Source organism: Flavobacterium sp. NPDC079362 (assembly GCF_050267765.1).
Taxonomy (GTDB): Bacteria; Bacteroidota; Bacteroidia; order Flavobacteriales; family Flavobacteriaceae; genus Flavobacterium; species Flavobacterium azizsancarii.
Genome location: NZ_JBNNFM010000007.1, coordinates 117,439 through 141,845, shown reverse-complemented (window position 1 = coordinate 141,845; position 24,407 = coordinate 117,439). Strand labels below are relative to the sequence as shown.

General features: G+C 34.6%; 18 protein-coding genes. 9 read left to right on the top strand and 9 right to left on the bottom strand.

All coding sequences use genetic code 11. The features are described from left to right. Positions 1-362 precede the first annotated feature (362 nt). From ACQKCJ_RS09170 to ACQKCJ_RS09160, 3 genes are all read right to left on the bottom strand, one after another. Entirely contained in the window at positions 363-2,462 is a 2,100-nt protein-coding gene (locus ACQKCJ_RS09170; protein ID WP_427401888.1) for a cytochrome c biogenesis protein CcdA, read from the bottom strand. Further along, positions 2,459-3,772 (bottom strand): tRNA lysidine(34) synthetase TilS, encoded by a 1,314-nt coding sequence (gene tilS / locus ACQKCJ_RS09165; RefSeq protein ID WP_427401887.1) that lies wholly within the window; start codon positions 3,770-3,772, stop codon positions 2,459-2,461. Before tilS ends, ACQKCJ_RS09170 begins: the two co-directional genes overlap by 4 nt. Positions 3,773-4,128: 356 nt before the next feature. Then, positions 4,129-5,415 (bottom strand): anthranilate synthase component I family protein, encoded by a 1,287-nt coding sequence (locus ACQKCJ_RS09160; protein ID WP_271335484.1) that lies wholly within the window; start codon positions 5,413-5,415, stop codon positions 4,129-4,131. A 403-nt stretch (positions 5,416-5,818) separates the two neighbouring features. On the opposite strand from ACQKCJ_RS09160, the gene ACQKCJ_RS09155 reads away from it, so the two are divergent. After that, a complete protein-coding gene (locus ACQKCJ_RS09155; protein ID WP_271335486.1) occupies positions 5,819-6,196 on the top strand; it encodes a DoxX family membrane protein in 378 nt (125 codons plus the stop codon). A 129-nt stretch (positions 6,197-6,325) separates the two neighbouring features. On the opposite strand, the gene ACQKCJ_RS09150 is transcribed toward ACQKCJ_RS09155, so the two are convergent. Continuing rightward, positions 6,326-6,868 carry a lipocalin family protein gene (locus ACQKCJ_RS09150; RefSeq protein ID WP_271335487.1) on the bottom strand — a complete coding sequence of 181 codons (543 nt, stop codon included), beginning with the start codon at positions 6,866-6,868 and terminating at the stop codon, positions 6,326-6,328. Positions 6,869-7,012: 144 nt separating this feature from the next. Between ACQKCJ_RS09150 and ACQKCJ_RS09145 the strand changes: the two genes are divergently transcribed. Continuing rightward, positions 7,013-7,666, top strand: coding sequence for a hypothetical protein (locus ACQKCJ_RS09145; RefSeq protein ID WP_271335488.1), 654 nt, complete (start codon positions 7,013-7,015; stop codon positions 7,664-7,666). A 62-nt stretch (positions 7,667-7,728) separates the two neighbouring features. On the opposite strand, the gene lpdA is transcribed toward ACQKCJ_RS09145, so the two are convergent. Both lpdA and ACQKCJ_RS09135 read right to left on the bottom strand, forming a co-directional pair. Next, positions 7,729-9,132 (bottom strand): dihydrolipoyl dehydrogenase, encoded by a 1,404-nt coding sequence (lpdA, locus tag ACQKCJ_RS09140; protein WP_427401886.1) that lies wholly within the window; start codon positions 9,130-9,132, stop codon positions 7,729-7,731. 495 nt (positions 9,133-9,627) lie between these two features. Then, on the bottom strand, positions 9,628-10,083 hold the full coding sequence (locus ACQKCJ_RS09135; protein WP_427401885.1) for an Lrp/AsnC family transcriptional regulator: 456 nt from the start codon (positions 10,081-10,083) through the stop codon (positions 9,628-9,630). Between the two features lie 421 nt (positions 10,084-10,504). Here ACQKCJ_RS09135 and ACQKCJ_RS09130 point away from each other — a divergent pair, with 421 nt between their 5' ends. Further along, positions 10,505-11,707 (top strand): aminotransferase class I/II-fold pyridoxal phosphate-dependent enzyme, encoded by a 1,203-nt coding sequence (locus ACQKCJ_RS09130; RefSeq protein WP_271335491.1) that lies wholly within the window; start codon positions 10,505-10,507, stop codon positions 11,705-11,707. A gap of 204 nt (positions 11,708-11,911) precedes the next feature. On the opposite strand, the gene ACQKCJ_RS09125 is transcribed toward ACQKCJ_RS09130, so the two are convergent. Together ACQKCJ_RS09125 and ACQKCJ_RS09120 are read right to left on the bottom strand one after the other, a co-directional pair. Further along, positions 11,912-13,006, bottom strand: a complete 1,095-nt coding sequence (locus ACQKCJ_RS09125) for a DUF695 domain-containing protein (RefSeq protein WP_427401884.1) — start codon at positions 13,004-13,006, stop codon at positions 11,912-11,914. 279 nt (positions 13,007-13,285) lie between these two features. Continuing rightward, the gene (locus ACQKCJ_RS09120; protein WP_271335493.1) at positions 13,286-15,217 is read right to left on the bottom strand and encodes an amino acid permease; all 1,932 of its coding nucleotides are present in this window, start codon (positions 15,215-15,217) and stop codon (positions 13,286-13,288) included. Positions 15,218-15,499: 282 nt separating this feature from the next. Between ACQKCJ_RS09120 and gndA the strand changes: the two genes are divergently transcribed. The 3 genes from gndA (at position 15,500) to pgl (ending at position 19,255) form a co-directional block, all read left to right on the top strand. Then, a complete protein-coding gene (gene gndA, locus ACQKCJ_RS09115) occupies positions 15,500-16,906 on the top strand; it encodes an NADP-dependent phosphogluconate dehydrogenase (RefSeq protein WP_271335494.1) in 1,407 nt (468 codons plus the stop codon). A gap of 39 nt (positions 16,907-16,945) precedes the next feature. Further along, positions 16,946-18,457, top strand: coding sequence for a glucose-6-phosphate dehydrogenase (gene zwf / locus ACQKCJ_RS09110; protein ID WP_427401883.1), 1,512 nt, complete (start codon positions 16,946-16,948; stop codon positions 18,455-18,457). 78 nt (positions 18,458-18,535) lie between these two features. After that, entirely contained in the window at positions 18,536-19,255 is a 720-nt protein-coding gene (pgl, locus tag ACQKCJ_RS09105; protein WP_271335496.1) for a 6-phosphogluconolactonase, read from the top strand. A gap of 491 nt (positions 19,256-19,746) precedes the next feature. Here pgl and ACQKCJ_RS09100 read toward each other — a convergent pair whose 3' ends face one another. After that, positions 19,747-22,653 (bottom strand): FAD-binding and (Fe-S)-binding domain-containing protein, encoded by a 2,907-nt coding sequence (locus tag ACQKCJ_RS09100; RefSeq protein ID WP_427401882.1) that lies wholly within the window; start codon positions 22,651-22,653, stop codon positions 19,747-19,749. Between the two features lie 533 nt (positions 22,654-23,186). Here ACQKCJ_RS09100 and ACQKCJ_RS09095 point away from each other — a divergent pair. The 3 genes from ACQKCJ_RS09095 (at position 23,187) to ACQKCJ_RS09085 (ending at position 24,354) form a co-directional block, all read left to right on the top strand. Beyond that, on the top strand, positions 23,187-23,327 hold the full coding sequence (locus tag ACQKCJ_RS09095) for a hypothetical protein (RefSeq protein WP_427401881.1): 141 nt from the start codon (positions 23,187-23,189) through the stop codon (positions 23,325-23,327). 65 nt (positions 23,328-23,392) lie between these two features. Next, complete coding sequence (locus ACQKCJ_RS09090; RefSeq protein ID WP_427401880.1) at positions 23,393-23,533, top strand: hypothetical protein; 141 nt, start codon at positions 23,393-23,395, stop codon at positions 23,531-23,533. Positions 23,534-23,901: 368 nt separating this feature from the next. After that, positions 23,902-24,354 carry a hypothetical protein gene (locus ACQKCJ_RS09085; RefSeq protein ID WP_427401879.1) on the top strand — a complete coding sequence of 151 codons (453 nt, stop codon included), beginning with the start codon at positions 23,902-23,904 and terminating at the stop codon, positions 24,352-24,354. Positions 24,355-24,407: the final 53 nt, after the last annotated feature.

The window sequence follows — 24,407 nt, the reverse complement described above, 5'->3', positions numbered from 1 at the left end:
CAAAACCAAATAAACCAAAATTAAAAAAGCACTCTGAGTCTGACTTAGAGTGCTTTTTGCTTTGAAGATTTTAAGAGGGAAGAGAATATAGAGTAAAGAGTCAAGAACAAAGAGTCAAGAGAGTAGATTTAGACGAAAGATTTTTTCTAAATTTTAGGCTGTGGGTAAACCAAATAAAAAAGCACTTTAAGTTATTACCTAAAGTGCTTTTTACTTTGAATTAATTTCAACCTTATTATTGTAATTTGAGAATGCAAATTCTAAATTTATTCTCTATATTTTCTTGTTAGATTGCCCTTATTCTATTCTATCAATTCGACAATCTCTCTCATCTATAATCTTTATTCTATTCTCTTTATTCTCTACTTAAAATTCCCAATTCCTTCTTTTAGCCAATGTAAGTATTCTTCAGCATTTACATAACTAATAGTAGGTTTTGAACTGTTTAAATTATTTCCTTCTAAATCTGTTATGATATACAAAGGCTGTGTATTGGTTTTATATTTTGAAATCATAAAATCAGTCCATTTATCACCAACCGTTATGATTTTATCTCCTGCAGCTGTTACAAATTGTTGCTCTTCTGGCAACTCACGTTTATCATCTACATAAAGAGAAATCAGAACAACATCATTTTTTAAGATTGGCAATATCATTGGTTCAGACCAAACGTTGTTTTCCATTTTTCTGCAATTCACACAAGCATAACCTGTAAAATCAAGCATAATTGGTTTGTTGATTGATTTTGCATAGGCAACACCATCTTCGTAATCATGAAAAACCATAATACCATGAGGACCTAGTTCTGCTCCGTCAGGAAAACCTTTTATAGATTCTGCACTAACATTTGAATTAGACGAACCTCCTACTCCAAACGGGCTTTCGCTATATTGTGGCGGTGGCGGAAAAGCACTAATTAACTTCAATGGTGCTCCCCAAAGTCCCGGAATTAAATATACTGTAAACACAAGAGTAAGTAATCCTAAATACAATCTGCCTACAGAAATATGCTGTAACGGACTATCATGCGGCAATGAAATTTTCCCGAATAAGTACAACGTCAATGCTCCAAAAATAGCGATCCAGATTGCTAGGAAAACTTCTCTCTCTAATAAATGCAATTGTAAAACTAAATCAGCATTTGATAAAAATTTAAATGCTAAAGCCAATTCCAGGAACCCTAAAACTACTTTGACAGTATTCAGCCATCCTCCTGATTTTGGCAGCGAATTCAACCAGCCCGGAAACATAGCAAACAACATAAAAGGCAATGCTAATGCTAACGAAAATCCTAACATTCCAACAACCGGAGCAATTCCACCGTTTGAAGCAGCTTCAACCAATAAAGTCCCAACGATTGGTCCTGTACAAGAGAATGACACAATTGCCAAAGCCAAAGCCATGAACAATATTCCGATTATTCCGCCTCTGTCAGCTTGCTGATCTACTTTATTTCCCCATGAATTTGGAAGCATAATTTCGAAGGCACCCAAAAATGAAGTTGCAAAAATGATCAATATCACAAAGAAGATCAAGTTAAACCAAACATCTGTAGACAACGCATTCAATGCATCTGCACCAAATATTTTAGTAACAATTAATCCTAAAATAACATAAATAGCAATAATAGAGAAACCGTAAATTACAGCATTACGAATTCCTTTTGCCCTGCTTTTACTTTGTTTCGTGAAGAAACTTACCGTCATTGGGATCATCGGGAAAACGCAAGGTGTTAACAACGCTGCAAATCCTGAAATAAAAGCGATAAAAAAGATCGTCCATAAACTTCTTGCAGGAGCCTGCTCAGGCATATCTTCTTTTGCAGGAGTTTCAGTAACTGCTGCTTTTCCTGTTTCAGTTTTAGCATTATTTACGACAGTTTTTGCTGTATCCACAACTAAAGCCGGAACTTTTGTTTCGTCTAATTTCGATTCAGTTACGGCAGCAACCGCATCCATTTTAAAAGTTGATGGAATAGCAATTGAGAACTTTTTATTTGAATTGATACAAACTTCTTTACAAACCTGAAAATCAAATTCAACATCAACCGTTTTTAAATTAGGATTGATAATAGTAATTTCCTGTTCGATATGTGCCTTACCTTCAAAAAAAGTTTCATTAACCCCAAAAACATCATTAAAAGCGGTTCTTGTTTTTCCTTCTTTAGCTTTTCCAACTAAATTATAATTTCCTTTTTGATTTTGAAATGTAATTTCTAACGCAAGCGGTCCACCATCAGGTGTAAATTGCGAATACATATGCCAGTCTTTTTCAATCGTTCCGTCGAAAATTAAAACAGCATTATTACCTTCTTTCTTTTCAATTTTTGAAGTCCATTTTACCGGCTCCAGGATTTGAGCATTACCTTTTGAAAAAGCGAACAAAAAAAACAAGAAAAACACAATAGTTTTATTCCAGATATTTTTTGACATTATTGCTTGATGATGTTGATTAAAGTTCATGATTCTAATTCTATTTTAAGTATTCGATTTGTGGCATTTTCAATTCTAAAACGATCGTCCTGTCTGATTCCAATAACCCATACAATCTGATTATCAGAACACAGAATCCATATTTTTTCTTTTTCGATCAGGGATAATTTTTCATCTTTAAAAAGTTTACTCACTTTTTTAGACTTCCCCTCCATTCCAAAAGGATAAAAAACATCCCCCTCCTTCCATTTACGTAAAATCAAGGGAAATTGGATTTTTTCAGCGTCGACAAATATAGCTTTATTTGCCTCTATTGCTATGTGACTTACGTTACAAAGCTTTAATTTTAAGGGAAAATTAACTTCTTTATCGTTTGCAGTAATTTCAAATTCTTCCTTTTCTGACATTTCAGAAATTGGGCTTAAAATCAAAGTATTTCTATTTTTTAATAAGCGAAATTCAGATGAAAGCACTTGTTTACCTGATTGTCCGTCGACCAAATCATAAATATCGTTCCATGCCAAAAAACCAAATTCATTCAGCCATTGGTACAAATACGATTTATAATTGGGTAATTTTTTAAGCTGCTTCAAGTCGAAATGAATATCATCCCCTTCTTCTTTAGCTACTTGCTGGTAAATCATAATCGAAGCATCTTCGACCATTACCTGCGATTCCTGCAAATACGATTGTGTTTTCTGAAAAGCATTCAAAAAGTTAGGATTGATTTCTTTCAGCATTGGAACCAAATCATGACGAATCTTATTTCTAAGATATTTATTCGACGCATTACTGCTGTCTTCTCGCCACTCAATACCATTCTCTTCAGCATATTTCAGGATTTCATCTCTGGAAAATGGCAATAACGGACGAATAATCCTATCGTTCTCTTCCGGAATCCCTATCAATCCTTCCAATCCTGTTCCACGGGTTAAGTTAATGATAAAAGTTTCGAGATTATCGTCAGCATGATGTGCAGTTAAGATATAATCGAAATTTTCGGTTTCTAAAAGTTCATAAAACCAACTATAACGTAATTCACGTGCTGCAACTTGTGTCGACAATTTATAATCTTTCGCAAAAGCTTCAGTATCAAATTGAGTAATAAATACAGAAATATTATTCTGATCACAATAATCCTGAATAAAACTTTGATCACCAAAACTTTCTAATCCGCGCAGTTGAAAATTGCAATGCAAGACGGCAATTTCATACGGCAATTGCTTTATTAAATGCAATAGGACCATACTGTCTAAACCTCCGCTAACGGCCAGAAATAGTTTTTTATCTTCCAAAAATGGAAACCTTGAAACGATATGATTTTGAAATTTTGAAAACATTTGATAAATGTAAAAAATTAAATTCGTTCTATTTTTAAATGAAATGTTAAGCGTGTATTTTTTGCCACTAATTTTACTATTGCTCTATTTTTTTTGCCATGAATTGCACGAATTATTTTTTAACGCAGATTAAAAAAGATTTCAGCAGATTCACGCAAATCAGTTTTAATAAAAATCTTTTCAAATCTGCTTAAATCTGCAGAATCTGCGTGAAACAAAATCATTATAATCCTTTAATCTGTGGCTATACTTTTTCGCTACGAATTGCACAAATTTTCACTAATTAAATTACATTAAGCTAATAAAAAATTCGCGCTAATTAGTGTAATTCGTGGCTAACTTTTTTTTTAAAAAACTTACTGCAAAACTTCATGCATCGCCTTAGCCTTCAGCAAACATTCTTCGTATTCTTTTTCAGGGATTGATTGTGCTGTAATGGCGCTCCCTACTGAAAACGAAACGTATTTATTTTCCTGATTGTACAAAATACTTCTGATTACGACATTAAAATCAAAATCGCCTTCGGGTGTAAAATAGCCAATAGCTCCGCTGTATAAACCGCGTTTAGTTTCTTCGAGATTTTCGATAATTTTCATTACCGAAATCTTCGGTGCTCCTGTCATGCTACCCATTGGAAAAGTTGTTTTTAAAACATCAATAGGCGAATATTGAGGATCTAACTTTGAAGTTATCGTAGAAATCATTTGATGTACCTGCAAAAACGAATAGATTTTGCAAAGCTCAACCACTTCTACAGAACCTTTTTGTGCGGTGTGAGACAAATCATTCCGAACCAGGTCTGTAATCATAATATTTTCAGCGCGTTCTTTCGAATCTGATGCTAAAAATTGTTTTGATTTTTCATCTTCAATTGGGTCAGAAAACCGCTTTGATGTTCCTTTTATGGGTTGTGAAATCAGAGTCTCTCCTACTTTTTTCAGATAACGTTCCGGAGACGCTGAAAGCAAAAATTGTTTATTATTTTTAAAAAATGCAGAAAACGGGGCTTGTGAAATTGCATTTAATTTTTGAAATTTCTCCAGCGGATTTATGATTGCATTTTCTGCAAAAAACTCCATGCAAAAATTGGCTTCATACATATCTCCTTTATGAATATGTCTGAGCATTGCGCTTACTTTTTCGACATACGATTCTTTCGAAATTCTTTGCTGTACATCGACTTTACTCAGTGTTTCGAAAGTATTAAATTCATTTTGAACAATCTCATCAAAATCATCTTCGACCTCATCATCGCAAAGGAATAAATATTTAATTTCCAGCTGATTTCCTTTCAATACCATTATTTTTTTTGGCTGAAAGAAAAACAAATCAGGAAAATCTAATCCATCAAAATTACTTGATTTTAACTCTTCGACATTATTCTTCAAATCATAAGAAAGATAACCAAAAAGCCAGTCTTTAGTCGTTTGCTGATATTGTTTTAAATCGTCGAAGGCATTATGGAAATCAGTTTTTAACGAAGTAAAAGCATCTACAGCTAACATACAATCAAAACTGGAATATTCTTGCGGATACGAATTGCTGTCTAAAAAAACTACTTCGCGAAATTGTTGCGACCAGCTTAATAGTTGTTGCTTCAAGTGCTCTGGATTTGCAATATGTTTATGAATGGAAACTCTCAAAAATAAATAAATTTTAGATTCCAAAATTACGACAAAAAAAATCCCTCGATAAAAGAATAGTCAAAAATTATTAATTGCCTAAAAGTCGCCGTATTTTCCTGAATCCATCTTTGTATTTCTTATTAATTTATGGCCCTTTATTTTGATTGGCGCAGGTGGATTTATCCTTTACAAGAAATACATAAAGAAATAGCAAAAGTGTTAAAAAAACAGCAATTTAGTAAGTAAAAATTCGTTATATTTGATATAGCATTGTATTAATCCTAAAATAGGTTGAATAGATTGTAAAATTCTCAATAAAAAAGCCTTAAAAATCAAATACCATTTCAATTGAGGATTTAGATTATATCACTTTTCAAAAAATAATTATACTTTTTTAACGTATCTAAAAATCCTAAGTATTATGAAAATTGCTACTATTATTGTCCGCGTTTTAATTGGCCTTTTATTTCTTTTTGCCTCTATTAGTTTTTTCTTTCATTTGATGCCTGCAGAACCAGCTACAAATGATGACTTTAAAGCTTTTAATACTGGTTTACTGGCCTCTACTTATTTAATGCCTTTAGCGAAATCAATCGAATTGCTTTGCGGAATTGCTTTTGTAACTGGCCGCTACGTAACGTTAGCTAATATTTTGATCTTACCGATAACGGTAAATATCTTGTTTATCAATTATTTTCTGACTCCTGAAGGTTTGCCAATTGCGGCATTGCTCTTTCTTGCTAATTTATTTTTGATTTACAGATATTGGGATAATTATAAAACTGTTTTTACGAGATAACTTATTTGTACTTAAAAATACGGAAGCCCGATACTTTTTGAGCATCGGGCTTCTTATTTAATAAAGATTCAACGTTTATAATCTTTATTAATTTATCGTGTCACGGCATTTAACAGTAATCCGTTTTCATTAATTTGCTTTATCATGTTTTACCCAAACTAAATCTGAGATTTCATATCCTATTTCTCTGGCTTTAATTAGAAAATCTGCTTTTATACTTTCGGGGATTGTCGTTTCTCTGGAAAGTATCCACAAGTATTTTAAATTTTCGCCGGCAACAAGTGCATATTTATAGTTGTCTTCAACAGCAATCACATTATATCCGGCATAAAATGGACCAAAGAAGGAAACTTTCAGCATTCCGACATTATCGCTTTTAGCAAACTTAGCTTTACCTATACTTTGCTCCCATTTTTCTTTTTTTTCGTCATAACCTTTATTATCAACTTTGATTGTTCCGTTATCATTGAGAGAATATTCGGCTGTAACATTATTCAGTCCTTTTTCATATTTAAAATCAAGTCTGGCAATTTCGTACCACTTTCCTAAATATTTCGATTTGTCAAAATTAGTAACTGCTTTTGCATTTTTGGGAATTGTAGTACCACAAGAATAAAGTGCGAGAGCTATTCCTGCTCCAACTAAAACGGGAGCTATATATCTATTTTTCATAACGATCTATTTTTGTATAAAGCTACAAATACCGTAAAGCATTTATTTTACACAATTTAAAATAACATTTACAACTTTATTGGTTTTAAGAAAGAAGATTTTCTGCTGAAAATTATATATTTAATCAATCAACAACTCCATTAAATGAAAAAATATATCTTATTAGCTTTCTTATCTTTTTATTATTTTTCTAACGCTCAATCGATACAATCTGTTGATTCATTAACTACTGAAATATGTAAATCATTGATTCAGAATAAAAACCTGAATAATGAAATCAGAATCAATACTATAAACAATTCCCACATTACGCCTTATTTAGCAAAGTTTAATGATAGTCTGGTTCAAAAAAAAGCTTTTGAACTTATATTCTATAGATTACAAAAAAACTGTAATGAATTTGTAGCACTTTTTCCTAATAAGGCAGAAGAAAGGACCTGGTCTATGCAAGAGGAAAAACCTGTCGAGAAAATAGCGAAGGCAAAGTGTAATCAATTCGACAAGACTTCAAAATATTATTATATCGAGAACGATGGCAATAAGGTAGCAGTAACTTTAAAGGATAATTTGTGGACTGAGCAATTTTCTGATAATACTTTTTCAAAACTTCATTATCGAAAAAAAGGCAATTGCGAATTTGAACTGGAATTCATTGAAAGCAATAATATCTCAAGGGGAAATTTAAGTATTAAAGGCGATAAATACCTCTATAAAATATACGATGAAGAAAATGAAACGTATAGTCTTTATACTAAAAACAAAGAAACCTACTATATTTTTAAAATCGTAAAAGAATAAAAAAACCGCTAATTCCAAAACTTCGGAATTAGAGGTTTTTTAAAATTATGATTTAACGTAAATTATACGTGTAATGCTCTATTATCTGTAGCCGCTAATGCTGCTTCTTTTACTGCTTCAGCAAAAGTTGGATGTGCATGACTCATTCTTGAAATATCTTCAGCAGAAGCTTTGAATTCCATAGCAGTAACCGCTTCAGCAATTAAATCTGCAGTACGGGCTCCAATCATGTGAACTCCTAAAACCTCATCTGTTTTAGCATCAGCAATGATTTTTACGAATCCGTCTAAATCTCCACTTGCTCTTGCACGACCTAAAGCTTTAAAAGGAAAACTTCCTACTTTGTATTCAGTTCCAGAAGCTTTAACCTGCTCTTCTGTTTGTCCAACTGCAGCAACTTCCGGCCAGGTATAAACTACACCAGGAATTAAGTTATAATCGATATGTGGTTTTTGACCTGCTAAGATTTCAGCAACCATAGTTCCTTCTTCTTCTGCTTTGTGTGCTAACATTGCTCCACGAACAACATCACCAATTGCATAAATATTAGGAACGTTAGTTTGTAAATGATCGTTTACTTCTACTTGTCCTCTGTCTGAAATTTTAACTCCTGCTTTGTCAGCATTTAATCCGTCTGTGTACGGACGACGACCAACAGAAACTAATGAATAATCTCCTTCTAAAGTGATTGTTTCTCCTTTTGCATTTTCAGCCTGAACGACAACAGCATCACCGTTTCTTTCTACTGATTTTACTTTGTGAGAAACGTAGAATTTCATTCCTTGTTTTTTCAATACTTTAGTCAATTCCTTAGACAAAGAACTATCCATTCCGGGAATGATTCTGTCCATGAATTCTACTACAGAAACTTGTGCTCCTAAACGCAAGTAAACTTGTCCAAGCTCGATTCCGATAACTCCACCACCAATAATTACTAAGTGTTTTGGCACTTCTTTTAAAGCCAATGCTTCAGTAGAAGTGATAATTCTTTCTTTATCAATTTTGATAAATGGCAAAGAAGATGGTTTTGAACCTGTAGCGATTACAGCATATTTTGTTTCGATAGTTTCAGAAGTTCCGTCAGCTTTTGCAACTGCAATGTGCGTTGCGTCTACGAAAGATCCTAAACCGTTGAAAACAGTAATTTTATTTTTATCCATTAGGTAGTTGATTCCACCTACGGTTTGATCTACAACTGCTTGTTTACGAGCAATCATTTTCTCTAAATTGACTTTTACTTCACCCGAAACTTCGATTCCGTGATCTGCAAAATGTGCAATTTCTGCATAATGATGAGAAGATGATAATAATGCTTTTGAAGGAATACAACCTACGTTAAGGCAAGTTCCGCCTAATGAATTATATTTTTCTACAATCGCAGTTTTGAAACCTAATTGTGCGCAACGAATTGCTGATACATATCCTCCAGGACCTGAACCTATAATGACTACGTCAAATGAACTCATAGTTTGTCTATTTTATTTTTAGCGATACAAAATTAAGGAATAAAGTTTTGTTTAAAGTTTAAATCTCAATGTTTTTTGTGTGAAATTTTGGGTGGAGGGTTTTGCTAAGAAGTTTTGTTTTTTTACCACGAAGTCTCGAAGGTACAAAGTTTTTTTTACCGCGAAGTTCGCGAAGAGTTACGCGAAAGCTCGCAAAGTTGTTGTTTTTTAGTCTCGTGAAGAGACGCAAATTTTTTAAATTTTCTTTTTGATTTTGAAAATGAAAAAGAATGTTTCATGCAGATTTTACAGATAAAGCAGTTTTAAAAAAACTTAGAAGTCACATAGTCGCAAAGCTTATACATAAACTTGTCATCCAGAGGAACGAAGGATCACATATGGGGCTCGGCAAAGATTGGCGATTCTGTTTGCGGAATATCTCATGTGATCCTTCGTTCCTCAGGATGACAAAAATGATGAGAAAAACCTTCGTCCCTTTGCCTCTCTGAACCTTCCTCAAAAAATCACCGTCGAATTCTTTACCTCGCTAATCATAAACATACTTTGCGTGCTGCCAATATGCTGTAGCGAAGTCAATTTGGTTACCAGAAATTCTCTGTATTCTTCCATATCTTTTACTAATACTTTCAGGATATAATCATAATCGCCGCTTACGTGATGGCATTCTAAAACTTCGTTGAGTTTGATCACTTCGCTTTCGAATTTGGTGAGGAACTCTTTGGTATGCTGAATGAGTTTTAAGTGGCAGAAAACGACAAATCCTTTGTCGATTTTGGTTTTGTCTACTAATGCTACGTAGTTTTTGATGATTCCTTCGCGCTCTAGCTTTTTGATGCGTTCGTAAACTGCAGTTACTGACAGATTCAGTTTTAAAGATAATTCTTTGGTGGTCTTTTTACTGTCGGTCTGTAGTAAGACTAAGAGTTTTTTATCGTTGGCGTCTAAAGTCATTATAGTTGATGGTTTTTGGTTGATAGTTTGTTACGAAAAGATAGAAAATCTACTGCGTTAGACTTTCTTTATCAAATTTAGATTAAAAATCTTTAAAAATTACTTTTTATAGTTTTAAATTCTAATTATTACTTACTCAATTGATTAATTTTCTAAATAGTCCTTATTTTGAATAGAATTTCTTTTGAATACGAATGTATTAGCCCTGATAGAAGTGGAAATCCTTTTGTGCCGGGGCTCGGCACAAAAGATTGAAACGGATAGCAGGAATAGTTCCTTCCTTCGACTTCGCTCAGGATGACAAATCAAATTCCAAATTTTGAATTCCAATGAAAATGGTTAAAAATTAAAATTTGATAATCGGTTCCAACAACTTGAAACCTAAAACTTAAAACAAATAAAAACTTGAAACTAACTAAAAATGAAAAACTTTAATCCAGCAGATAAAATTCAGGATTTGCAATACTTTGGTGAATTTGGCGGTGTAAACCCTTCTATTTCTGATTCTTCGACATATACGTTTCTTTCGGCTAAAACGATGTTCGACACTTTCGAGGGGAATATGGAGGGCTGCTATTTGTATTCACGTCATTCGTCTCCAAGCAATTTATACTTAGATCAGGCTTTGGCGGCAATGGAAGGAACGGAAACGGCAAATGTTTCGGCTTCGGGAATGGGCGCGATTACACCTACTCTGTTGCAGTTGTGTGGTACGAGCGATCACATTGTTTCGAGCAGAACAATTTATGGCGGAACTTATGCTTTTTTGAAGAATTTCACTCCTAGATTCGGGATCGAAACAAGCTTTGTAGACATTACAAAACTTGATGTTGTAGAGGCTGCAATTACGCCAAAAACGAAAGTTTTGTATTGCGAGACGGTGAGTAATCCGTTATTAGAAGTTGCTGATATTGCAGGTTTGTCCAAAATTGCTAAAAAGCATAATTTGAAATTGGTGGTCGATAATACGTTTTCGCCTTTGTCTGTTTCTCCGGCAAAATTAGGCGCCGATATCGTGATTCATAGTTTGACCAAATACATCAACGGAAGCAGCGATACAGTTGGCGGCGTGACCTGCGCATCGAAAGAATTCATCAATTCGCTTAAAAATGTAAACTCGGGAGCAAGTATGCTTTTGGGTCCAACAATGGACAGTTTGCGATCAGCTTCTGTGATGAAAAACCTTCGTACTTTACATATCCGTATCAAACAACACAGTCATAATGCTCATGTCCTGGCGGATAAATTCGAAAAAGACGGACTCAAAACAGTTTATCCGGGACTGAAAAGTCACCCAAGCCATGAACTTTACAAAACGATGATCAATCCGGAATATGGTTTTGGCGGAATGCTGACAATTGATGTTGGAACTCTGGCAAAAGCGAATGAACTAATGGAATTGATGCAAGCCAGAAATCTAGGTTATCTCGCTGTAAGTTTAGGATTCTACAAAACACTATTTAGTGCTCCCGGAACTTCGACGTCTAGTGAGATTCCGTTAGAAGAACAACACGAAATGGGATTAACGGACGGTTTGATTCGTTTCTCTATTGGGTTGGATAACGATATTGAGCGTACTTATGAAATGATGAAGGCTTGTATGGTGGAGCTTGGCATATTGTAGCCTTGGTTCACAGAGGCTCGCAGTGTTGCACTAAAGTTTTTTCACGCAGATTTTGAAAGATTTAGGCAGATATAAACAGGTCTTATTTATTACTATCTACATTAAATGTGCTGAAATCTGCAAGATCTGCGTGAAAAAAAAACCTTTTTTATCTGTAGCAAAACAAAAAATCCGTTCTGAAATCTATCAGAACGGATTTTTACTTTATTTTGGTTCGTAATGCCTAAAGGATTTCCAATATTTATCTTTATAAATTTCGTAATTTATTTCAAACGTTTTATTGTGTTTTTTTATTAATGCATCTAAAACTTTAGGAGGTTTTCGAAAATCTTTACAGGCAAAAAAGATCTCTCGTTTGTTATTTGCTGTTTCGCGTCCAACATTTAGATAGCCATCTGCATCAGTTAAACTTAACGTTATTTCATCTTCAATTTCATCCAATCGTTTGTAAGTTTCATTATCCGGCAAACCACTTTCGTCAGTTTCCTCATACGGAATTCCAACTATCAAAATCCAGGGATGGGATGCTTTTTTATCCCATTGCAAAAGAGTTGTATTGATTACTGCCAAAACAATTCCACCCTCTTTTGTTTTCCCTTCAAAACTTGCGTAACCATCATGTTCTGTATTATGCCTTGTGCCTTCGTATTTTTCGATGAACTCTTTTTCTCTCCAAATTAAATAATTTTTTAATTTTTCGATTGGAATCAGCTCCTCAGCAACTTCATTGTTGCCAATTACTCTCATATTATCTATCAAAGTAACTGAATGCAATTCGCCCAGGTAATTATCCAGAAAAATATAAATTCCATTCGCTAGTATTCCTTTTTTTTCTTCTGTAAAATGATCGTAAATAATTGTAAGATCAATTTCGTCCGGATAGTTTTTATCGAGATTAGGATAAAATTTTAAATTTTCTTTCTTAAATTCATAATCTTCATAATTAATACTAACGTCTTTAATATTTGATGCCGGTTTAAGAGCTGTAAATTTCCAGCCTTTAATTTGCGGAGCATTATTTACCAACTCTTCAATTACGTAAATATTTTTAATTGCCCCATCCGGTGTTAAAATTAATTCGACAGTCTGATCGTCAAACATACCCGTCAGGAAATAAATCCCAGAGTGCACTTCATTTAACTTTGGAGCAAGTTTATCAAAGAAATCTGTATTTATGTTTTTACGGCTTTGAACAATTTTAAAAAACTCTTTTTCATTTTTTAGAAACCAATTCCAAAAATCGCTACTAGAATTTATCGGAGTATCTTTTTTACCCAGAATATTTTTAAGAAAACTCATTCGTTTAGAATTTAAAAATTACAATCCTCAAACTTAAGAAAACCTTTTAGAAAAACATAAGAATATATTGATAAAAAAAGTCGTTCTGAACTAATTATGGAAGTATTATAAATCTGTTATGAACACGAATTTCACGTCTTAGCACCAAGTTTAATTGCGTAAAACTAGTTTGTAAAATTTATTTCACAAACTAGTTAGTACTGACAATTGATAAAATTCGTGTTTGTAGCGTTCCGAGATTATTTTCAGAGCGGATTTCTATTTATAATTTATAGTTAATTATATTTCAATCGTATTCAGCTTACTGTTTTTTCTACTGTACGTAAAGTAAATAATCAATCCTATTAATAACCAGATGGTAAAGTAGATCCAATTCCAGACGCTTAATTCAGCCATCATATACAGACAACAGATAAGACCTAATAACGGAATTAAAGACAAGTTTTTTCTAAAGGCCCAAACTGCTAATCCAACTAAAACTACTAAAAATATCCACATTGGGATTTTGTGTTTGAATAAGCTGAATCCTGATTCGTATTTTAGAGAATCACTGACTGGCAATCCTTTTACAACGGCAGCATATTTAGCATCATCGTCTTGATACTGGCTTAATAAATGCTCTAAATCTGCGGTTTGTGCAGTTTTATTATGAAGATCGATACTTTCTAAATAATTGAAAACTTTGGTTGATTCTTCTTTATTTAATGATGTGATAATTGTCGTTGCGTCATAAGTCTGCTCTTCATTATTAATAAAAGCCATTGTTGCTTTAGTATTGAAATTGAAAGCATAATACAGTCCGACAATCATAAAAACTGGCAAAATATATTTTGAATTCACATAAGGTGTTTTGAATTTTCCTCTCGGGATATCTTTTTTATCCTGTAAAACCAAAACTCCGGCGCAAACCAAGACAAAGGCAAATAAAGTTCCGATACTGCATAAATCTGTTACCATTGTCAAATTCAAAAACAAAGCTGGAACTGCCACCACAAAACCTGTTACAACAGTAGCAAATGATGGTGTTTTGAATTTTGGGTGCACGGTAGAAAATTTCTTTGGCAATAAACCATCACGGCTCATACTCATCCAGATACGGGGCTGACCCATCTGGAAAACCAACAAAACGCTTGCCATTGCAACTACAGCACTTACGGCTATAATTCCGGACATCCATTTTAAGTTTAATTTATCGAAAACAAACGCCAGAGGATCTCCAACATTTAGTTCGTTATAATTTACCATTCCGGTCAGAACCAAGGCTATGGCGATATATAATATAGTACAAATGATAATCGCCCACATCATTCCGCGTGGTAGATCACGTTGTGGATTTTTACATTCTTCGGCAGTTGTCGAGATTGCATCAAAACCAATATAAGCAAAGAAAACAGCCGAAACTCCTTTTAAAACTCCACTAACCCCATTTGGTGCAAACGGATCCCAATTTGCTGTATCTACATAAAATACACCCACTGCAATTACTAAAAGCACTACGCAAAGTTTTACTACAACCATTAAGTTACTGGCATTACGGGACTCTTTCATTCCTCTGTAAACCAACGCTGTAATCAAAATAATGATAAACAATGCCGGTAAATCAGCAACAAAATGGAAAGATCCAATCGTTGGTGATGTTGTCCAGGCCGTATAAGCTTCCTGTAATCCCCTGCCTAAATTCTCATATGATTTTCCGCCCTGCATTAAAGCCGTGGCATCTTTAAATCCGTTTGAAGCCGTTAGATAATCCATCTGGATCCATTGCGGGAGATGAATTCCGCCACTCTGGAGCAGTCCTGTAAAATAATCACTCCACGATATGGCAACGGTTATATTTCCTACAGCATATTCCATGATTAAAGCCCAACCAATTATCCAGGCAACTATTTCTCCAAAAGCTACATAAGAGTACGTATAAGCACTTCCTGAAACCGGAACCATTGAGGCAAATTCGGCGTAAGCAAAAGCAGCAAAACTACAGGCTAAAGCAGTAAATAAAAACAAGAAAATTACCGCCGGTCCACCATCAGCACTGGCTTTTCCGATGGTACTAAAAATTCCTGCTCCCACAATTGCAGCAATTCCAAACGCAGTTAAATCTCTCGTGGTTAAATGTTTTCCTAATGCATTATGACCATCTGCTTCGTTTTTTGCAACTTGCTTCAGAATATCTTGTACCGTTTTTTTACGGAATAAACCTGATAATGCCATATATGGTTTTGCTTTTAAATTAATTTAAATCGGTGTTTGCTGTTTTATTTTGCAAATAATGCAAAAATTATCCTGATTTCAAATATATAAAACCATTTTGTTTTCTCTTTAGTTATTCTGATAAAATTAAATTTAAACAACATAATTAAGGATTTTTCTTTATAACTTAATTTATCTGAATAACCTCAAAGCTAAAATACCGGATCCTTAATTCGAAATCAGGACTAATCCTTAATAATATAAATTTTAAACCTTATTTTTGATGTTCTAAATGTATAAAAAATGGCAAATAACGATTCTAAAAAATATAAATTAGGAATGATTGGATTAGGCACAATGGGCCGAAACCTTTTATTGAATATGGCAGACAAAGGTTTTTCTGTTACAGGGTATGATAAAGACCAAAAAATGATTACGAAACTTGAAGAGGAAGGTAAGAATCATAACTTGGAAGGATTTGATAATATCGAAAACTTTATTGACAGTCTGCAAACACCCCGCACGCTAATTTTATTAGTGCCTGCCGGACCAATTGTTGATAGTGTTATAGCTGAACTTAAACCGCTTTTGAGCAAAGGCGATATCATTATCGATAGTGGGAACTCTCATTTTAGCGATACGAACCGAAGAGTTGCAGAACTAGAAAATGATGGTTTACATTTCTTTGGTATGGGTATTTCCGGTGGTGAAGAAGGTGCGCGATTTGGTCCTAGTATGATGCCTGGTGGAGACAAAAATGCCTACAATGTCATGAAAGATATTTTTGAAGCCATTGCTGCAAAAGTAAACAACGATCCGTGTGTAACTTATATTGGTCCTGGTGCATCCGGACATTTTGTAAAAATGGTGCATAATGGAATTGAATATGCAATCATGCAGCTTCTTGCCGAAACGTACGGAATTCTTAAAAATGGTTTGGGATACTCGAATCAGGAAATTCACAATGTATTTAAGAAATGGAATGAAGGAAGGCTTCAATCTTTTTTATTAGAAATTACAACAGATATTTTCCCTGTTAAAGATACCGAAACACCAAACGACCTTCTGGACATGATAAAAGATGAAGCGAGATCAAAAGGTACTGGAAAATGGACTTCAGAGGTTTCGATGGAACTGCAATTGCCTGTCCCTACCATTAATGAAGCTGTTACCAATCGTGATTTATCTAAATACAAGGCACTGAGAGTTTCTCTGGAAGATGCTTTTGGCAAAAAAGATTCTAAAATTGATATTTCGCTTGAGGATCTTGAAAATGCATTCTATTTTTCGATGATTTCTGCTTATGCACAAGGTTTGCATTTGCTTGTACAAGCTTCTAAAGAATACAAGTACGAATTGAAATTAAACGAAATTGCTAAAATTTGGCGTGGAGGATGTATCATTAGAGCCAAATTCTTAGAAAATATTTATCAGGCTTATGATAAAAACAACACATTAGAACATTTGTTTGGAGATGCCGGTATTCAGGAAATCATCAAATCTACTTTGGCAGGTACTCGCAAAACAGTTGCTGCTTGTGTAACTTCTGGTGTTGGTATTCCTGCTTTTGCTTCGACTCTTACTTATTTTGACACTATTACAAGTGCCCGAATGCCTTCGAACTTAATTCAGGCACAGAGAGATTTCTTTGGAGCTCATACTTTTGAACGCATTGATAAAGAAGGTGTTTTTCATGCGAAATGGAATTAACCAGCATCAATGTTTTAATACACGAATCACAATATAAATATGAAAACTAAAGCCAAGTTAAACCCCACTATTTTTGTAATTTTTGGAGGAACAGGTGATTTAAATAAAAGAAAATTAGCGCCGGCACTTTATAATTTGTTTATCGAAGGTTATATGCCTGATCAATTTGCTATCATTGGCACAGGGAGAACAGAATATACTGATCAAGGCTATAAAGATGCACTGGAAGACGCTGTTTGCGCATTCTCGCGCACCGGAAAAGTCAAGGAAAAATGGGATCGTTTTGGTAATACCTTACATTATTGTGCAACGGATTTTGATCAGCCTCAAACTTTTGAAAATTTAAAAGCCTGTATCGAAAAATACCAACAGGAATATGGAGAAGATACACAGGTAATTTTTTACTTAGCTGTAGCACCTAGTTTTTTTCCTGTAATTGCCGAAAGCTTAAAAAAATACAAATTAACTGAAGACGAAGATAATAGCCGAATTATAATCGAAAAGCCTTTTGGCTACGATTTAGAAACTGCAAAAGATTTAAACTCGCTGTTAAGCAGCATTTTTACTGAAAAGCAAATCTATCGTATCGATCACTATTTAGGAAAAGAAACAGTGCAAAACATGATGGCCTTCCGTTTTGCAAATGCTATGTTTGAGCCTTTATGGAACAGGCAATATATTGATCATGTCCAAATTTCGGTAACGGAACAATTGGGCGTACAAGATCGCGGTGGCTATTATGAAGGAGCCGGAGCATTAAGAGACATGATTCAAAATCACCTTTTGCAATTGCTTTGTTTAGTTGGAATGGAAGCTCCTATAAGTTTTGATGCGACTGAAATTAGAAATCGTAAAGTAGAAGTTCTAAAAGCTGTTCGTCCGTTTTCTCAGGAAGACATTCGTTTTAACACCGTAAGAGGACAATATAGCAAAGGTTGGGTCGAGGGCAAAGAAGTACTTGGATATCGCCAGGAAAAAAGTGTTGACCCGGAATCTAATACAGAAACTTTTGCAGCGGCTAAATTTCATATCGACAACTGGAGATGGCAAGGCGTTCCTTTCTATTTAAGAACAGGAAAACGTTTAAACCAAACTTCGTCTTTAATCACTATTCAATTTAAGGACGTACCTCATCAGATTTTTTCCGGAAGCGCGACCGAAAACTGGCAGCAAAACCGATTAATAATCAGTATTCAGCCAGAGATGAGTATTCGAATGCAAGTATTGGCTAAAAGACCGGGGCTGAATATGGTCCTAAATCCTGTAGACATGATTTTTGATTATAAAGGCACTTATAAAAATGACAGTCCGGAAGCTTACGAAACATTGCTGCTAGATGCCATAATGGGCGATCAAACGTTATTTATGCGTGGCGATCAGGTAGAAGCTGCCTGGGAATTGGTGATGCCAATCCTGAACTCGTGGGAAGGCAAAAAATCGATTAACTTCCCTAATTATCAAGCTGACAGCTGGGGACCTGAAAAAGCTGAAGCATTGATTGCCAGAGATGGTTTTCATTGGTTTAATCTACCATTAAAAGAAAAAGAATAATACAAACGTAATTGAACGAAGTACAAATCAATTAAAAAATTATTTGTGCTTCGTTATTACTTATTTAGAATAAAAAACATGAACTTACGTATATACAAAACAACCGAAGAATTAACGCTGGATTTAGCCAATTACATTATTGAGATTGCACAAACAGCAATAGAAAAAAACGACCGTTTTAATTTTGTGCTTACCGGAGGAAATTCACCTAAAGCACTTTATACTTTTCTAGCTACTGAATACAGAAACAAAATCGACTGGAACAAGGTATTTTTCTTTTTTGGCGACGAACGTACTGTTCCTGCAAACGATGAAAACTATAACGGCTTAATGGCTAAAAGATCTTTTTTTGATATCTTAGAAACATCCGAAAATCATATTTTTTATGTCAATACTACTTTAGATCCTGAAGCCGCAGCCGCTGATTATAAAAGCAGAATCGACAAACATTTTGACAACAATGATCTTGTTTTTGATTTAATTCTTTTAGGCATGGGAGATGATGCACACACAGCTTCTATTTTCCCGCATACTACTTTGGTTGCTGATACAGAAGCTACTGTAGCATCAGTATTTGTAGAAAAATTAAATACACATCGTATTAGCTTAACAGCTCCGTTAATCAATAAAGCGCTAAATGTGGCATTTTTAGTTTTTGGAGCAAACAAGGCCGAAGCACTAAAACACGTAATTAAAGACGAGCAAAAAGAGGTGAACAACTACCCTTCTCAATTGATACAGCCTATCGACGGAAAATTGACCTGGTTTGTTGATGAAGCAGCTTCCAGCTTGCTATAAGGCGAGGTATCTCACAGAGATTCCCGGAGAGCTTTTTTGCCCACGGATTTTACGGACAAAACAGATTGACGCCGGTTTCTTTTTAATCTTTGTCAAAAAAAATCTGATAAATCTGCGAGAGAAAAAATTAGCCATAGATTCTTTTAATAAAAATTTCTCGCAGATTTAAAAAGATTTAAGCAGATAAGCGCAGATTATTTAATAAAAATCTAAAATTAAATCTGCTATAATCTGCTCCCGATAGCTATCGGGACTGCGCGCAACAAAATCATTTTAATATTAATAGTCTTTGGCTGAACATTTCTTTACTTAGATTTTTTTGCCACAAATTTCACAAATTAGCACAAATTATTTCTCACGCTCCCTATAGCTATCGGGACTGCGTGAAAGAATCTTTTTAATGAGTGGCTAAAACTTAAGATAAAACATAAAAATCCGCGCTTATCCGCGTTTTCACGTAGTGAATCCGTATCATCCGTGGGCATACTATCTCAACGCAAGCAATTCCTTAAAATGCTTACCGGATGCTGTGCTTCCCTACTCGTTCCGTCAAAAATTTGATGGCGGCAGCTCGTTCCTGCGGCGGCGATTTTTACGTTTTCGGCAGTAGCACGGACTTTAGGGAATAAGGCATCCTCTCCCATTTGCATACTTACCTGATAATGTTCTTTTTCGTAGCCAAATGATCCTGCCATTCCGCAACAGCCCGAATTATAGATAGTAACCGTATTATTCGTTGGCAAATTCAGCATTGCGAAAGTCGCTTCTACCGAACTCAACGATTTCTGATGGCAATGCCCGTGAATTTTGATTTCCTTCTTTTCTTCTGAAAAAGAATCAGGTTTGATCTTACCGTCTATAATTTCTTTTTTAAAGAATTCTTCGATCGTAAAAGCACTTTGTGCTACTTTCTGAGCGCTTTCTTTATCATCTGCCAAACGTAAATATTCGTCCCTAAAAGTCAAAATTGCCGATGGTTCTATACCTATCAAAGGTGCTTTCGCAGAAATTAAATCCTTGAAAATATTGACATTGATATTCGCGATCTTCTTTGCTTCTTCCAGAAATCCTTTCGACAAATAGGTTCTTCCGCTTTCTTCGTGATTTACAACCAAAACTTCGTAACCCAATTTGGTTAATAATTCGAAAGCATCGATTCCGATATTGACATCGTAATAATTCGTAAATTCATCATTAAACAAATACACTTGTCCGTTCGGGAAATTATTTTGTTGTGGCTTATGGTTTTCATACCATTTTTTAAACGTCTTTTTGGCTAGCAACGGAACTTGTCTTTCCGGTGCAATTCCCATACTTTTCTTCACCAGGGATTGATTCGAAATAAAATTCGTAATCGACGGAAACAAACTTCCCATTTTATTCAGTTTTGCATTGTGTGCAAAAATCTTATTTCGGGTCGAAAATCCGTTTGCTTTTTGATATTGGTATAAAAATTCTGCTTTTAAGGTTGCAACATCCACATTACTAGGACATTCACTTGCGCAAGCTTTACAGCTCACACACAACTCAAAAACTTCGTATAACTCCTTCTGATCGAATTTGTTTTCTTTCTCAGAATACGTTAAATATTCACGCAACGCATTCGCTCTCGCACGCGTTGTTTCTTTTTCGTTTTTTGTCGCACGATAACTCGGACACATTGATCCTCCTGCCGATGGTAATTTTCTGCAATCTCCTGATCCGTTACATTTTTCGGCAGCACGCAAAATCCCTAAACTGTCTGAGAAATCCTGAAACGTCTTTATATCCGGTTCTGTCCTGCCTGAAATCACACGATGGTTTTCGTCCATCTTTAAAGCGTTGACAATCTTCCCGATATTCAAAACCGAATTCGGATCAAACGTCAATTTGATTCTTTTCAGCAACTCATAATTGGTTTCGCCAATCATAAACGGAATAAATTCTCCGCGCACAATTCCGTCGCCGTGTTCACCGCTTAGCGAACCTCTGTATTTCTTTACCAAAATGGCCACATCGGTCGCAATGGTTCTAAAGAGTTTTAAATCTGATGTTTTCTTTAAATTCAAAACCGGACGCAAGTGCAGTTCTCCCGCTCCGGCATGTGCGTAATAAATAGCGTCTTGTCCGTGGCGTAGCATCATGGCCGAAAACTCTGCAATATAAGCAGGTAAATCACTCAATTGAACTGCCGTATCCTCAATAGAATCAGCTGCTTTGTCATCGCCAACAATACTTCCTAAAAGTCCGAGACCGGCTTTTCTAAGTTCGTTTACTTTATCAATATCAGCACCGTATATTTTTACGAGCGCGTAACCAAAGTTATTTTTTTCTAAATCGGCCACTAAAGCATTTGCTTGATTTTCGGCATCTGCCGCATCATGTGAAGCGACTTCAAACATCATAATCGCTTTAGGTTCTCCAACCAGAAAAAATCTGTTTTTAATGTGTTCGCGACTTGTTTTTGTACAATCTAAAATTGTATCGTCGATCATTTCGCAAGTATACAAATGATGTTTCATTGCTACTACGACAGATTCCAGCGATTCCTGAATACTATGATAATGCGCCACGACCATAATATTATTCGCTGGCGGTAAATCATCAACTTTTAAAGTAATTTCGGTTGTAAAAACCAGCGTTCCCTCGCTTCCGCAAAGTAATTTCCCTACGTTTATTGTGGGTTCAGTTCCGCCAAACAAATCCGATTTTAATAGAATATCAACGGCATAACCTGTATTTCGTCTGTGAATTTCCGGTTTTGGAAACTCCTTGATAATTTCGTCCTGCGTTGCTTTTTTCGAAAGTTCCTCATAAAGACTTTTATATATTTTATTTTCTAAAGTATCTCCTTTGGTTTTTGCAATAAATTCCGCCGAAGTCAACTCGTTAAAAACCACCTGAGAACCATCGCTTAAAAGTCCTTTGATTTCGACAATTTTATCGCGCGTCACACCATAACGAATCGAAGTCGTTCCCGAAGAATTATTGCCCACCATTCCGCCAATCATACAACGGTTTGTGGTTGAAGTGTTAGGTCCGAAAAAAACGCCATGTGGTTTCAGAAATAAATTCAGTTCATCACGAATTACACCGGGCTGAACTGTAACCGTTTTTTTAATGGGGTCGAAATTCAGGATTTTGGTAAAGTTTTTCGAAACATCGACCACAATTCCGTCACCAACCGTTTGTCCGGCAAGTGAAGTTCCTGCCGTTCTGGGCGTAATCGAAATATGATGCTGCGCCGCAAACCGAATCACTTTACTGATATCTTCGATAGTTTTAGGAACAGAAACCGCTTTTGGTCGAATTCTGTACACCGAAGCATCGGTCGAATAAAGCGTTTTATGAAGATCATCGTATAAAAGTGTTCCTTCTAATGACGTTGCTAATTGTTCTAACTCCTTATTTATTGACATTATCGCTGAATTTATGGCTTTTCTTTCAGTTACAAAAATAGTTATTTTTTAAGGTTCAGAGGTGCAAAGTGCCAAAGGTTCAGAGATTTTCTTTTCTTTGGCTTTCCTGAGTTCTAATTTAGAATTTACACACCCAATTGTCAACCTGAGCGATTCCGAGGCATCGGGAAAAGGCTTATGAAAACTGAATTTCAGCAGGTAAAATGGGAATTTGTTTTTTCATTAAAATTTTAATTCGAAGCTATTCCTGCTATCCGTTTCAATCTTTTGCTTTTTAAAGGAAAAAGCAAAAGGATTTCCACTTTTATCAAGGCTAGGCATTTGGTTTTATCAGAAGATTTATTGGAATCGACAGATTCAGTCTGTGCTATTTTAACAGTATTTTTCTTCTTTTAACTTTTTAGACATCTGTTTTTTATTATATTTGCCGTTCTTAAACTTCACATTGAGAATTAAATAAATTTGCCCTTGCGGTATGATGGTATATTGTAATCAACAATAATGTTCTTAAAGACATATAACATCTTATTTACATGGGTTTTACATTCAAAAAAATATCAAGTTATGAGTACAAAAAACCTTTCGAAAGAAGCCGAATTCAGGCTTATGTCTTTTTTCAACAACACCATCGCGCCAGATCAAATGGCGAAAGCACTAAGGCAGGTAAATTTTAGTTATTTACATTTCACTAAAAATGATTTTATTTTGATAGGGTTAGAAAATAGAAATTTTAATATGAATGGGAACTATCTTTAGTTATCTTCTAATTAAGATGGATCAAAATCAACTAATAGGTTTCTGGCTTTTTTATAATAGCTTCTATGACGCAAGAGTTTTTGCAGATTTTGATAGTGATGGTGAATTAGATTATTTAGATTAGGGTGTCAGAAAAATAAGATAAGTTTTTATAATATCGAAAAAGATTCATTAAAAGAGAGTACGAATAAACTTATATTTGTTTTACCAACTAAAGGACAGACTGAATATGAAGATACTCATGGTATAAGTAATGAATGGTATTCTATAGTTGACAAAAGTAGATCAAACTGGTTTTTTAAATTTTGATCACAATAAATCGTTATCCGAAATAATAAAATTTGATGATAGCACAAAGAAAAGCATGAGAGAAATTAAGAATGAACAGAACAAAAAAAAATGAGTTGATAAATTGCTTAGATCTTTTGAAGTCTGGTAAAACTATTCATAAAAAACAGAGATAAAATAAAAAAAACATTAACATTAAAACAAATGAATAATTTAAAAAATAATACAACTCTTGCTATTTGCTCATTAGTAATTATCATTGTTATGAATGCTTGCTCTTCAAAGTATATTAAACTTGTAAGTCCAGATACAAAAACTGAGTTCGGTATTACTCTAACCTCACCTTCAAGAGGTGTTTTTTTTGTAGAAAATCAGAAAATTCCAGCTTCAAAAAACAAAATTGAAATCCATACGAAAGTAGCAAACTCTCTTTACAATAATTATGGCCCAGCAACTGATAATAGATTCATAGGAAGAACAAATGCCCGACAATTAAAATTTGTAACTAACAATAAAACCTATCTAATAGATATTACAAAGCTTCAGAAAAGAACAGCAATGGTTATTTTTGATGGAAAAAATAAACCTATTATAAAATACAATAGTAAAAGATACAATGCCAGCATCGAAAAGTATTTCATTGGTAAATCCAAATAAAACAAGGAAAACATTTAAATTTCACATAAACACACGCACTATATTAGCTTACA